This is a genomic window from Acinetobacter baumannii (assembly GCF_009759685.1).
In the GTDB taxonomy this organism is placed as follows: domain Bacteria; phylum Pseudomonadota; class Gammaproteobacteria; order Pseudomonadales; family Moraxellaceae; genus Acinetobacter; species Acinetobacter baumannii.
In genome coordinates this window covers 3,906,208-3,919,994 of record NZ_CP046654.1, presented here as the reverse complement: position 1 = coordinate 3,919,994, position 13,787 = coordinate 3,906,208, and the positions used below count along the sequence as shown (strand labels likewise).

Genomic DNA, 13,787 nt, shown 5'->3' with positions numbered 1-13,787 from the left:
CTATGTCAGAACAAGAGAAAGACCTACAAGCCGATATTGATTATTTTTTACAGGAACAGGCGACCAACGCATTACTTAACCAAACTTCGTTTATAGAAAATCTTTCCGTACAGTCGAACCTATTTGAACAACTAAAATCGCAGTTTTTTAATGAGATGTTAGATGATGCAACGTCTAACGGTGTGGCCTCTAAAAAAATTGAACAATGGCTGAGCATTCGTACTTTGGATGAGTTGAAACAATTAAATGCGGAAGCTAAGCAACATTTTCTCTATCACGGCATTACATTTAACGTATACGGCGATAAAGAAGGAGTGGAGAGAACGATACCTTTTGATCTCATCCCAAGGGTTATTGAAAAAAAACAGTGGGAAAAAATCGCAGCTGGCTGCGCACAGCGAGTTAAAGCGCTCAATTATTTTTTAGATGACATCTATCATGGGCAACATATTTTAAAAGAGCAATTAATTCCGGAAAGTCAGATTATTTGTCATGAGGCTTTTCAGCCCCATATGCTTAAACACACGCTCAAAGGCAAAATTTATTCTCAAATTAGCGGAATAGATATTATTCGTGACAGTGAAGGCGAGTTTTTTGTACTTGAAGATAATTTAAGAACACCATCTGGCGTATCTTATATGATTGAATGTAGGAATATTAGTCAGCAACTCATGCCTGAGCTCTGTGCTGCTAACAATCTGCAAGGTATTGAACACTACCCAAGCTTATTAAAAGAAATACTTCAAGAAAACTCCGAGGTTGATCAGCCTTTTATTGTGGTCTTAACGCCAGGACGTTTTAACAGTGCTTATTATGAACACGCTTTTTTAGCACGTGAAATGGATGTGCCACTGGTTACCAATCGAGATTTATTTGTAGAAAATGATCAAGTATTTGTAAAAACGATTCGCGGCCGTCAAAAGGTTGATGTGATTTATCGCCGTTTAGATGATGATTTTTTAGATCCACTTGCATTTAGACCTGATAGTGCTTTAGGTGTGGCAGGTTTAATGTCTGCTTATTTACAGAAAAACGTAGTGATTGCCAATGCACCTGGCACTGGAGTAGCTGACGATAAATCGATTTATCCATATGTTGATCAGATGATCCAATATTATTTAGGTGAAACACCCATTTTAAAGAATGTACCTACTTATCAGTGCCGTGAGAAAGAACATCTGGACTATGTACTGGCTCATTTAGATCAATTGGTCATTAAAGAAGCTCAAGGATCGGGTGGATATGGCATGTTAATTGGTCCTAAAGCAAGCTCATGTGAAATTGATGAATTTAGACAAAAACTGATTGCTACGCCGCATGAATATATTGCCCAGCCAACATTGGCTTTATCGGTTGCACCGACTTTAACTACAGCAGGAGTGGCTGAGCGCCACATCGACCTACGCCCGTTTGTACTCAGTTCTCCTTATCGGACCGAAATTGTGCCCGGAGGTTTAACACGAGTAGCCATGCAGGCAGGTTCTTTAGTCGTTAACTCCTCACAAGGAGGAGGTATTAAAGATACATGGGTTGTTGAAACGCTACATTCTTAATGGTTGGTTAAAGAGGAAATTTATGGTTTTACTCAATTCGAGTGCGCACCACATTTATTGGTTGGGTCGTTATTTAATGCGAATTCAATTTGCTGTATCACATTTGCCATTTACAGATGATGCTAAAGCAGCCCAATTTGCAGCAGCATTTGGGCTAGTCATTGATCAAGCAGAATTACTGAATTGCTATATGTTGGATACGAAACAAACATATTCGTTACTGAATCAGTTCGCTATTGCCAAAGATAATATTCAAGAGTTAAGAGGAATATTATCTTCAAATGCCTATGCAGAATTAAATCATGCGATTAAGGGAGTTCAAGCTCATCCTGACTCATTAAAGCAGGCTTTAGCGAAATGTAATCAAATACTTGATGCTGAACATGAAGATATAGCGTTATTTCTGCATTTAGGACAAAAGATAGAATTATTTGATATACAACTACGTTTTCAGCAAGACCTTACACAGCTCTTGCAGGAGTTAGAACAATTACTTCAACAGCTGAATGACTTAGGGTGGAATAAATTAACTCAACCATGGCAATTATTAAAAGATCATCCAAATTGGGAAGCTTATTATAATTTTACCCAGCAGTTGGAATATATGTTCGAGGCATAATTATGAAATTGATGGTTAATCATCAAACGCATTATAACTATACTGAAACTGCTAAAAACAGTATTCAGTATATCAAGATGATGCCTCAAACATCGCTGCATCAACATGTTATTAATTGGGCAATCAGTGTACCTGGTGACAAGACGCTCAAAAGAGATATTTTTAATAATATTTGGATAACGGCTAGCCAGCGTTATGAGTATCAGCACCTTACTTTTATGGCACAAGGCATTGTAGAGCTTCTAAATACAGAAATAGGAGGAGTAGATGTATCTATACCAATAAATCTATTTCTCCAAAGTACAGAGGCCACTAAATATGATGCTGAAATGTTGGATTTTGCCCAGAGAATTGTAACTGTCAAAGACCGACAACATATTGCTTTGCTCAGTGAAAATATTCTGCAAAAGATGCCATATCAACCGGATAGTACATCTGTTCATACAACGGCTACGCAAGCCTTTCAGGCAGGTCAGGGGGTGTGTCAAGATCATGCACATGTTTTAATCGCTATGTGCCGTGCGTTACAATTACCAGCACGTTATGTCTCTGGTTATCTATTTGATCAAAATTCTCCACACCTTGCCAGTCACGCTTGGGCGGAGGTATTTTTAGATAATCAGTGGTATTGTTTTGATGTGAGCAATCAATTGTTTACACCAAAGCATCATATTTATCTTGCTGTTGGTCGGGACTATCTCGATGTTGCGCCCATTAGGGGAGTGCGAGAAAAAGGTGGTACTGAAAATATGATGTCTGTGGTTCAAGTGCTGGCTTGTTGAATGTAAAGAGAACGAAATGACCTATTGTTGTGCGCTGAGATTGGAACAGGGGTTGGTGTTTATAAGTGATACTCGAACCAATGCCGGGGTCGATCATATTTCTGTGTTCCGTAAACTGCATACTTTTGGAGTAACGGGAGAGCGGTTTATTGCCTTGCAAACAGCAGGCAATTTAGCAACTACACAAGCGGTTATCGGGCATTTGCAAAATGCGCTTATTTTGCAACAAGAACCTAATTTATATAGCATTAATACTATGTTTGAAGTGGCTGACCTAGTCGGTAAAACCTTGAAAAGCGTTTTAGAAGATATCAGTTCAGATACCCAAGAACAAATGAATTATGCCTGTAGTATTTTAGTGGGGGGACAAATCAAAGGCGGAGATATGCAGCTTTATAATGTTTATCCGCAAGGCAATTTTATTTGTGCCACCACAGATACGCCTTACTTTCAAATTGGCGAAAGTAAATATGGCAAACCTATTTTAGATCGAGCTTTATATTATGCGATGCCATTAGATGATGCTCTTCGTTGTAGTCTAATTTCATTTGATTCTACATTGCGTTCTAATGTCTCTGTTGGTTTACCGTTAGATGCATTGGTTTATAGTAAAGATAGTTTTGTGATCCCTATGGGTAAGCGAATTACTGAAGACGATCCATATTTTTCACAAATTAGTCGTCAATGGTCAGATACGTTACGCCGTGGTTTACAGGAAATGCCAAAACCTACAGATGATTATTGGCGCTAAAATTTATTCAAAAAAAATCCAAGCAAGCTTGGATTTTTTATTTACTAAATTATTAAGTACTTTGGCGGACTGGACGAGTGCTTAAGCGGCAAAGTAATTCATAACCAATTGTGCCGTTAGCTTCAGCAACGTCATCAACTAAACGGTGATTTCCCAAAAGTTCAACTTGGGTGCCAAGTTTTACTTGAGTATTTGTGACATCAATCGCAATCATATCCATACTTACACGGCCCACAACTGGGCAAAGTTTGCCATCAATAGCGACAAAATTTTGCTTAACATAAGCTCTTGGATAACCATCACCATAGCCAATAGAAACAATGGCGATATCCATAGCCTGTTGAGCACAAAAAGTAGAGCCATAACCTACGTGTTCACCAGCTTCAATATGGTTTAACGCTATTATTTCTGCAGTAAAAGTCATGACAGGTTTCAAATCAAGATCATGCACTGTTTTATCTGCAAAAGGTGAAGCGCCGTAGAGCATAATACCAGGACGTACATAGTCAAAATTTAGTTCTGGCCATTTAAAGATGGCAGCTGAATTGCAGCACGATGCTAAAATTGGATCGCAAGTTTCTTTAATATGCAAAAATTGCTGTTTTTGTTGTTCATTTAAAGGGTGATCTACATCTGCATTTGCAAAATGCATAGCAAGTACACATGTAAAACCTTCAGACTTTAATGTCTTAATCACTTCAATAATTTCTGGGTTTTTAAAACCTAAACGGTTCATACCGCTATTTAATTTAACCCATACTTTTAAGCCTTGGGCAATATATGCTTGTTTGTGTTTAATTAACCATTCAAACTGTTGTTGATGGTGAATGACGCATTCAAATTTTTGTTCAATTGCGATGGGCATTTCATCTTCAGAAAATACCCCTTCAATTAAAGTAACTGGTTGCTCGAAACCAAGTTCGCGGATTTCTAATCCCTCTTGTAGGCAGGCGACACCAAAGGCATCTGAGGCATTTAAGGCTGCTAAACAGTCTTTGACTCCATGTCCGTAAGCATTGGCCTTTACCATGCTTACGATTTTTGAATTTGCTGCGAGTTGTTTGACACGGTTTAAATTATATTGAAGCGCTTGGCGATCAATATAAACTGTTGCTTGACGCACCCTCATTTACTCCTTTGGGCTAGAGATAGAGTTTATTCTTCATCATCATATTGGCTGTAATACTCAGGAGAGAGATTACTAAACCGAGTATATTGGCCTTCAAAGGCAAGGCGAACGGTACCAATTGGACCATTACGCTGTTTACCGATGATAATTTCTGCGGTGCCTGCTTCTTTCGATTCTTTGTTATAGACTTCATCACGGTAAATAAACATGATTAAGTCGGCATCCTGTTCAATCGCACCAGATTCACGTAAGTCAGACATTACTGGGCGTTTATTCGGTCGGTTTTCCAGACTTCGGTTAAGCTGAGATAGTGCAATCACAGGACAGTTCATTTCTTTAGCTAAAGCTTTTAAGCTACGTGAAATTTCCGAGATCTCACCAACACGGTTGTCACCCATGCCCGGAACTTTCATCAACTGTAAATAGTCGACCATGATACAGCCGATTTTACCATCATGCATTTTTGCGATACGTCTAGCTCGGGCACGAACTTCAGTAGGTGGTAGGGCAGAGGAATCATCAATATACAAATGCATTTGTTGAAGTTGCAGAATGGTACCCGTTACTTTAGTCCATTCATCAGCATCCAAATTACCTGAACGTAAATGCCCTTGATGCACTTTACCCATAGCTGAAATTAGACGCATCGCAATAGAGTCTGCTGGCATCTCCATAGAGAATACGAGAGCTGGGAGTTTATTGTATTGCAAAACACTTTCAACCAAGTTCATGGCGAAAGTAGTTTTACCCATAGATGGACGTGCTGCGACAATAATCAAATCACCCGGTTGCATACCAGAAGTTTTATTATCGAGCTCTAAGAAGCCAGTCGTTAAACCAGTAATATTTCCGTCTAATTTTGAAAGTTCATCAAGTTTACTAATTACATCGGCAGTTACAGAACTAATTGCTTTAGGTCCAGAATCTTTTTTATTGTTGTTATGTTGTTCTGCTAAAGAGAAAATACTCGTTTCGGCTAAATCTAAAATTTCACTTACACCTCGACCTTTTGTGTCGTAAGCATTTTGTAAAATTTCAGTACTTACCTTAATCATACTGCGTAGTGTAGAAAATTCTTTAATTTTAGTCGCATAAGTTTCAAGATTATAGAAACTCGAAGGTGAGTCAGCCATAAGCTGCATCAAATATTCTTCACCGCCAATCGCATCGAGTAAGTTTTGTTTTAAAAGCCAGTCGTTGACCAAAACCGCATCATACGGTGAGTTTTCCTGTGCTAATTTTTCAATTGCACGATAAATATATTTATGGCGAGTGGCATAAAAATCATTTTCTTTGAGTAAGTCACTGACTTGTTCAAAAGATTCAGCAACGGTCATCAGCGCAGCAAGTACAGCTTGCTCAATGGCTAAATTGTGTGGGGGAGTGCGAAACTCTTTAAGTTGGCCTGATTCACTCGTCTTATTTTCTGTTGGAGATGAAAGGGTTAAAGAAGTGGCATTCGCCTGAGACATAATTAGACCTGATGATAAAATGTGTACACAAAAAGGGTTTTAAGCCGAGAACTATCTTAAAACAAAACTAAATAAACTACCTAATTAAAAAACCAATTAAACTGAAGAACTGATCAGGAATTAATATATCTAATTTTATTGCTTAAATTTAAGAGATAAAAAAAGAGCATGCGTAAGCATGCTCTTTTTTTGATGAGAAATTACTCAGATACGATAGTAACGAGAACTTCTGCAACAACATCATGGTGCAATTGAATTGCGATGTTGAATTCACCAGTGTGACGAAGCGCACCGTTTGGTAAACGAACTTCTGCACGGTCAACTGTAAGACCAGCATTCGTTAACGCGTCAGCGATGTCACGAGTACCGATAGAACCGAAGAGTTTACCTTCGTCACCAGCTTTAGCAGTGATAACGATGTTAACTTCGTTCAATTGTTCAGCACGTGCTTGAGCAGCAGCTAATACTTCAGCTTCTTGCTTCTCAAGTTCAGCGCGACGAGCTTCGAAAGCAGCAGTGTTAGCTTCAGTAGCTGCAACTGCTTTACCTTGAGGGATAAGGAAGTTACGGCCGTAACCAGCTTTAACTGATACTTTATCGCCTAATTTACCAAGGTTCTTAATGCGTTGTAATAAGATAACGTCCACAGATCACCTCACTTATGGTTGTCAGTGTACGGAATCAAAGACAAGTAGCGAGCTTGTTTGATAGCAAGCGCTAATTGACGTTGATAACGAGCTTTAGTACCAGTGATACGGCTAGGAACAATCTTGCCGTTTTCAGTGATGTACTGTTTTAAAGTATCGATATCTTTGTAGTCGATGTACGCAACATTCTCAGCTGTAAAGCGGCAGAACTTGCGACGACGGTAAAAACGTGCCATTGATGTTCTCCTTATTCAGCTTCTTGAGCAACTTGCTGTGCTTCTTCACGTTGAGCTTTACGCGCACGCTTTTCTTCAGCACTCTTAGCAAGCAATGACTCTTCAGTGATTGCGTGTTCACGACGGATGATAAGGTTACGAATGATTGCGTCGTTATAACGGAATAATTCTTCTAACTCATCAAGCGTAGATTGACCACATTCAACATTCATAAGAATGTAGTGCGCTTTGTGAATTTTGTTAATTGGGTAAGCCAATTGACGACGGCCCCAATCTTCTAAACGGTGAATTTGACCATCAGCTTCTTTGATCTGAGAGATATAGCGTTCAACCATACCTACAACTTGATCGCTTTGGTCTGGGTGTACCAAAAGTACGATTTCGTAATGACGCATTGTCAGCTCCTTACGGTTTAAACAGCCCCTAATAAAATTAGAAGCAAGGAGTCATAGCTAAAAATATAAATAGCTACGTCGCAAAAAATGCGAAGGCTGAATTATAGGTAAAAATTAGACTAAAAACAAATCTTTTGATGAGAAATATAAAAGTTATTTGAGAGAGGAGGAAATCCTCCCTTAATTAAAAGAGAGGAAGATTTGGAGCAGGGGATTGATAGGTAAAGCTAAAACTTAAACTTAGCAAAGTAATTAAGATTACTGAGTAAAGGAAAAAGCGTTTAGCCCAAAGTTGGTCGTTTTCGGCTTTAAATCCAATAATTGATAAATAAAACCAGTATGCGGTCAAAGCATTAAAGGTAATCAAGAAAAATACATTGGTGTAGCCAAAACAATATAACCCATTCAAAACAGCTGCAAACAACAGGATATAGATTACACATTCAATTTTCGTGCGATAAATGGAACGTGCTACAGGCAAGATAGGAATTCCCGCATTTTTGTAATCATCAAAACGATAAATTGCAATTGCCCAAGAGTGAGGCATTTGCCATAAAGCGTATGCTAAAAACAAAAGCAAGGCTGCCACATCAAATTGATGAGTTACTGCTGTATAACCAATAACAGGAGGGCTCGCTCCGGAGATACTACCAATGACGGTTTGATGGATTGAGGTACGTTTAGTCCACAAACTGTAAAAACCGACATAGACAATAAAACCAATCATTGCAAACAAAAATGCGTAACCATTTACACCAAACCACAAAATGCTAAAACCTATTACTCCGAGTACGAAAGCATATACAAGCGCAACAGTAGGAGAGATGGTTTTTTTAACAAGTGCACGGTTTTGAGTGCGTTGCATCTTTGTATCAATATCTTGATCTATAACATTATTAACCACACAGCCTGAAGCAACAACTAATGTTGTTCCAATAAGAGTGAGCAATAATAATAAGATGTCTATAGAGCCTTGGGCGGCTAAGAAGAAGCCGCCCAAGGTGGTAATGAAATTACCGAAGAGAATTCCTGGTTTAGTCAGGAATAAATACTTTTTCAACATGACAATCAGTTTAGATCATCATATTGTAGTGAAGGTAATTCATAATCCACACAGAACCGATTAAAAGTACAGCGATACATAGGATTGTGTAGATAAATGCAATCATATTCCAACGTTGTTCAGATGATGTATTCATGTGTAAGAAATACACAAGTTGTACAAGAACCTGAGCAACGGCAGTGATTGCAATCACTGTAACCAAAAGACCGCGGCTGAAACCACCTGCCATCACCATCCCGAATGGGATGATGGTAAGGATGACAGAAAGAATAAAGCCAACAGTGTATTGCTTAAAGTTACCGTGTGACGCACCAGCAGCATTATGCTCATGACTACTCATTAGAGAACTCCCAGTAAGTAAACGACGCTGAATACACAGATCCAAACGATGTCAAGGAAGTGCCAGAACAAGCTTAAGCAAGCAAGACGACGTGTATTCGGTAAAGTCAAACCTTTAGTTTTGATTTGATACATCAGTACCAACATCCACACTAAACCAGAAGTTACGTGGATACCGTGCGTACCTACCAAAGTAAAGAACGATGATAAGAAAGCACTGTGAGTTGGACCATGACCTTCTTCTACAAGGTGATGGAATTCATAGAGTTCCATCCCGATGAAGGTTGCACCAAAAAGGAATGTAATAAATAACCAAGTGATAACTTGATTTACATTCTTTTTATAAGATGCAAGTACCGCAAAACCGAAAGTCACCGATGAAATCAATAAGGCAAATGTTTCAGTTAACACGTAGCCTAATGATTCATGGAACAGGTCATATGCACTTGGAGTTCCTGGTGGAACATGACTGCTTAATACAGCGAACGCAATGAAGAGTGATCCGAAAAGAATCAAGTCACTCATCAAGTATGTCCAGAAACCAAAGACCGTTAAGTCAGTATCATCATGTTCATGATGACCATCATGGCCATGGTTGTCGTGATGAAGTACTTCAGCCATTTCCTTAGTCCTTCTTCAAGTGTTTTTCAAGTAAAGCATAGCGTTCGTTTTCAATACGCTCAACTTCTGCAGCTGGAACATAGTAATCAACATTCTTAGTGAATGAGCTTACGATCAAGCTAACAACAGCTGCAACGAATGAAACAACAACGAGCCACCAAATATGCCAGATGAGTGCAAAGCCAAGAAGAGTAATGAACATTGCAATGACAAAACCAGCAGCACGATCAGTCGGCATGTGGATGTCTTCATATTTAGTATTACGTGCGTATGCTACACCGTTCTCTTTGTCAGTCCAGAAACGGTCAATACCGCTTGCATCTGGTTCATGAGCAAAGTTATAGAATGGAGCAGGGGAAGAAGTAGCCCATTCAAGTGTACGAGCATCCCATGGATCGCCTGTGTAGTCCATGTTTTGGTGACGTTGTAAGAAACCAACGATGATTTGCATTAAGAAACATGCAATACCAATCGCAACAAGAACAGCACCGAATAATGCAATCGCAAGGTATGGGTCCCATTCAGGGTTGTCATATGTATTCAAACGACGAGTCATACCCATGAAACCAAGGATATAAAGTGGCATGAATGCAAAATAGAAACCGAAGAACCAGAACCAGAATGCAGCTTTACCCCATGCTTCATTGAGCTTCCAACCAAACATTTTTGGCCAGTAGTAAATGATGCCGGCAAACATACCAAACACCACACCACCGATAATTACGTTATGGAAGTGAGCGATCAAGAATAATGAGTTGTGTACAAGGAAGTCCGCAGGTGGAACAGCCATAAGTACACCAGTTAAACCACCGATACCGAATGTTACAAGGAAGCCAAGCGTCCATAACATTGGAGTAGTAAAGGTGATGCGACCTTTATACATGGTGAATAACCAAGAGAAGATTTTCACACCAGTAGGAATCGCAATAACCATGGTCATGATACCGAAGAACGCGTTAACGTTCGCACCAGCACCCATGGTGAAGAAGTGGTGAAGCCATACAACAAATGCTAATACAGTAATTGCAATTGTTGCATATACCATAGACTTGTAACCGAACAACGCTTTACGAGAGAAGGTTGCAACGATTTCTGAGTATAAACCAAATGCTGGTAATACCAAGATATATACTTCAGGGTGACCCCATGTCCAGATCAAGTTCACATAAAGCATTGGGCTACCGCCAAGCTCATTTGTGAAGAAATGGAAACCGAAGTAACGGTCTAATGTAAGCATCGCAAGAGTACCTGTTAATACAGGGAAAGATGCAATGATTAATACAGCCGTACAAAGTGAAGTCCACGTGAAAATAGGCATATCCATCAATTTCATGCCAGGCGCACGCATTTTGATGATGGTAACGAAGAAGTTAACACCAGATAAAAGCGTACCTAGACCAGAAACCTGAAGTGCCCAGATATAGTAGTCAACACCTACACCAGGAGAATATTGAATACCAGACAGAGGAGGGTAAGCCATCCAACCAGTCGCAGCAAATTCACCTAATACAAGTGAAAGCATCATTAAACCAGCAGCACCAGCGAATAACCAGAAGCTTAAAGAGTTTAATAATGGGAAAGCAACGTCACGAGCACCGATCTGTAAAGGTACAGAGATGTTCATCATACCTACAACTAGACCCATTGCTACGAAGAAGATCATGATTACACCGTGTGCGGTGAAGATCTGGTCGTAATGGTCAGGATGTAAATAACCTTCACCACCGCCTTTAGCGAGGAAAAGTTGTAAACGCATCATGATCGCATCGGCGAAACCACGCAAAAGCATGACAACAGATACGATGATATACATGATACCAATCTTTTTATGGTCTACAGTTGTAAACCATTCTTTCCACAAATATCCCCATTTTTTGAAATAGGTGATACCGCCAAGCACAGCAATTGCACCAAGTGCCATAAAGACCATGGTGACAAGTACGATTGGCTCTGTCGGGATAGAGTCCCAACCCAATTTACCAAAAATCATATCCATGTCTTATTCCCCTTGAGCAGCGTGTTCAGCTGCAACATGAGTTTCTGCTGTTGTATGTGCAGCAGAGTGGTCAGCACCATGATAGTTACTCATATAATGGTTGATAATTGTTTCAAACAATTTTGGTTCAACTGAAGAGTAATAAGTCACAGGGTGTGGCTTAGTCGGGAACGGTTTCATCGCTTCTGCTTTAGCAAGCGCTTCTTGATCACCAGCAGCTTTAGCACGATTTACTAAATGCTCGATTTGGTGCTTAGAACGATCGCCATCACGTAAGGTTGCCAATTCAGCTTGGTCAAGCGTAGTTTTTTGAACTGCTTCTGGGTTAATAGTTGTACCATTACCTGCTTTAACAGCCGCTACCCATTCGTTGAATTGTTGCTCTGTAACGCTATGCGCTTTGAAACGCATTTGAGAGAAACCATAGCCTGAGTAGTTAGAAGAGAAACCACGATATACACCAGTTTCATTTGCTAACAAATGAAGGTGAGTTTGCATACCTGCCATTGCATAAATCTGACCGCCTAACTGTGGAATGAAGAATGAGTTCATCGTGAAGTTAGAAGTGATTTTGAAACTTAACGGAGTTTTCTCTGGGAAACGTACTTCGTTAACAGTCGCAATGTTTTGTTCAGGATAAATAAAAATCCACTTGAACTGTTCAGCAATAACCTGAATAGTTAAAGGTGCTTTATCTGATTCTAAAGGACGGTATGGGTCATACTTGTGGGAACCCCACCAAGTTAACCAAGCTAAAATACCAATAATAATGACAGGAATACCCCATACTACAACTTCAATTGCAGTTGAGTGTGCCCATGTAGGTTTATAGTCTGCATCTTTATTTGACGCACGATATTTCCAACCAAACCATAATGCCATGATGATTGAAGGAATCACCACAAGTAACATTAAATAGATCGCAGTCATCATAAGGTCACTTTGACCTTGACCAACTGGACCTTTAGAGTTTAGAAGTACCATATCACCACCACACCCAGTCAAAAGTGCGGCAAGCGTTGATAAAGACAATACAGCTAAAATCGTTTGTCTCATTTTACAACCTCGGTGAAGAGTCCCATTCCCTAATTAAATATGGGATAGCGATTAAAGTGTCGCATGATTGAGAACGCTAGTCTTAAAAATTAGACTTCTCAATGATGTGACACCGCTACGTTGTAGGGCATTATGCCTCATATCGACAAACTAAGCTACACATAAAGTCGTCTGAAATAATTGTTTTAAAACCCGATTTTTTTTGTAGGGTATCTAATTTCAACAGAGCTTTTATTTAAATATCAACTCTCTATGGAAAAAAAGGAGGCGAGGTGCCTCCTTTTTTTTAGACATTAAATGAATGAGTCATTTACTATCATTTGATCACTTTTGTTCTTGCAATTTTGTCATGTAGAGCTTGTCGCTTTTGTCCTAATGCAAAAGCATAGTCAATAATTGTACTAATAGGCATAAATAGTAAGTTTAATATAATGAAAACGACACTTCTTAGAAGGAAGATACGCGTTAAATTAACTTTACCATTGTTTTCGGCATCGACAATTCTAATTCCGACAATTTTTTTACCAATACTTTGCCCAAACTTGGTCAACAAAAATGCTTGAATAGCGAGCATTATGACGACATAAAGTAGCATTGTATGCCAAGCTTCTATAGGAATAAGGGTAAAAAGCTGCTGTTGGAGTTCAGCTGCTTTAGTTGATGCAACTTCTGCAGATTGCATCTGTTTTTGTAACTCAAAAAGTTGTTTATATTGAGCTTCATTAAAGAAAAAAGACGGAATAGCTGCAATAGGTAGCCAAAGTAATAAGTCAATAATTTTTGCAAGAGCACGAGACGAAATTGAAGCAAGCTCGTGTGTTTTAGTTTCTACACGAATGTGCTGAATGGTCTTATTATAAGGCGTATTTGTATTTGCTGAAAAAGCAGAATAACCAGTAGGTTGATATACAAGTTTACCTTGGGTTAATTCTCCTAAAGCTTTCCATTCTGTCATGCCTTCATGCCAAGCTAAATCAGTAAGCAAAACTTGTTGGCTTGCCAACATTTGATTTAGTTGTTCTAAGGTATAAGGCCCAGCTTGTTGATTATTACGTGCCAAGTAAATTTGCATAAGTAAAAATTCTCTATTCTAAAGATGAAAAAAGACCCACGGATGGGTCTTTTTTT

General features: G+C 39.2%; 15 protein-coding genes. 4 read left to right on the top strand and 11 right to left on the bottom strand.

The window, feature by feature from the left end; all coding sequences use genetic code 11:
• The first annotated feature begins 2 nt into the window (after positions 1-2).
• Genes GO593_RS18655 through GO593_RS18640 form a run of 4 tightly spaced genes read left to right on the top strand, consistent with a single transcriptional unit; the run spans position 3 to position 3,705 of the window.
• Positions 3-1,553, top strand: coding sequence for a circularly permuted type 2 ATP-grasp protein (locus GO593_RS18655; RefSeq protein WP_001295018.1), 1,551 nt, complete (start codon positions 3-5; stop codon positions 1,551-1,553).
• 22 nt (positions 1,554-1,575) lie between these two features.
• Positions 1,576-2,172 (top strand): alpha-E domain-containing protein, encoded by a 597-nt coding sequence (locus GO593_RS18650; protein WP_000243517.1) that lies wholly within the window; start codon positions 1,576-1,578, stop codon positions 2,170-2,172.
• A gap of 2 nt (positions 2,173-2,174) precedes the next feature.
• Complete coding sequence (locus GO593_RS18645; protein WP_000772586.1) at positions 2,175-2,954, top strand: transglutaminase family protein; 780 nt, start codon at positions 2,175-2,177, stop codon at positions 2,952-2,954.
• A 16-nt stretch (positions 2,955-2,970) separates the two neighbouring features.
• Entirely contained in the window at positions 2,971-3,705 is a 735-nt protein-coding gene (locus tag GO593_RS18640) for a proteasome-type protease (RefSeq protein WP_000220477.1), read from the top strand.
• 52 nt (positions 3,706-3,757) lie between these two features.
• Here GO593_RS18640 and alr read toward each other — a convergent pair whose 3' ends face one another.
• The 11 genes from alr to GO593_RS18585 all read right to left on the bottom strand — a co-directional run bounded on the left by alr (position 3,758) and on the right by GO593_RS18585 (position 13,731).
• A complete protein-coding gene (gene alr, locus GO593_RS18635; protein ID WP_001248162.1) occupies positions 3,758-4,828 on the bottom strand; it encodes an alanine racemase in 1,071 nt (356 codons plus the stop codon).
• A 32-nt stretch (positions 4,829-4,860) separates the two neighbouring features.
• Positions 4,861-6,306, bottom strand: coding sequence for a replicative DNA helicase (dnaB, locus tag GO593_RS18630; protein WP_000075891.1), 1,446 nt, complete (start codon positions 6,304-6,306; stop codon positions 4,861-4,863).
• Positions 6,307-6,506: 200 nt separating this feature from the next.
• A complete protein-coding gene (gene rplI, locus GO593_RS18625; protein WP_000382591.1) occupies positions 6,507-6,953 on the bottom strand; it encodes a 50S ribosomal protein L9 in 447 nt (148 codons plus the stop codon).
• 8 nt (positions 6,954-6,961) lie between these two features.
• Positions 6,962-7,189 (bottom strand): 30S ribosomal protein S18, encoded by a 228-nt coding sequence (gene rpsR, locus GO593_RS18620; protein ID WP_000090661.1) that lies wholly within the window; start codon positions 7,187-7,189, stop codon positions 6,962-6,964.
• An 11-nt stretch (positions 7,190-7,200) separates the two neighbouring features.
• Complete coding sequence (gene rpsF, locus GO593_RS18615; protein ID WP_001216679.1) at positions 7,201-7,584, bottom strand: 30S ribosomal protein S6; 384 nt, start codon at positions 7,582-7,584, stop codon at positions 7,201-7,203.
• A 184-nt stretch (positions 7,585-7,768) separates the two neighbouring features.
• Positions 7,769-8,647, bottom strand: coding sequence for a heme o synthase (gene cyoE, locus GO593_RS18610; protein ID WP_000915313.1), 879 nt, complete (start codon positions 8,645-8,647; stop codon positions 7,769-7,771).
• A 10-nt stretch (positions 8,648-8,657) separates the two neighbouring features.
• Entirely contained in the window at positions 8,658-8,987 is a 330-nt protein-coding gene (locus GO593_RS18605) for a cytochrome o ubiquinol oxidase subunit IV (protein WP_000094534.1), read from the bottom strand.
• Positions 8,987-9,607 (bottom strand): cytochrome o ubiquinol oxidase subunit III, encoded by a 621-nt coding sequence (gene cyoC, locus GO593_RS18600; protein WP_000852577.1) that lies wholly within the window; start codon positions 9,605-9,607, stop codon positions 8,987-8,989. The genes GO593_RS18605 and cyoC overlap by 1 nt, the downstream gene beginning before the upstream one ends.
• A 4-nt stretch (positions 9,608-9,611) precedes the next feature.
• Positions 9,612-11,603 carry a cytochrome o ubiquinol oxidase subunit I gene (cyoB, locus tag GO593_RS18595; protein ID WP_000367186.1) on the bottom strand — a complete coding sequence of 664 codons (1,992 nt, stop codon included), beginning with the start codon at positions 11,601-11,603 and terminating at the stop codon, positions 9,612-9,614.
• Between the two features lie 3 nt (positions 11,604-11,606).
• Complete coding sequence (gene cyoA, locus GO593_RS18590) at positions 11,607-12,659, bottom strand: ubiquinol oxidase subunit II (protein WP_001250044.1); 1,053 nt, start codon at positions 12,657-12,659, stop codon at positions 11,607-11,609.
• Positions 12,660-12,975: 316 nt separating this feature from the next.
• Complete coding sequence (locus GO593_RS18585; protein ID WP_001167812.1) at positions 12,976-13,731, bottom strand: RDD family protein; 756 nt, start codon at positions 13,729-13,731, stop codon at positions 12,976-12,978.
• Positions 13,732-13,787 lie beyond the last annotated feature (56 nt).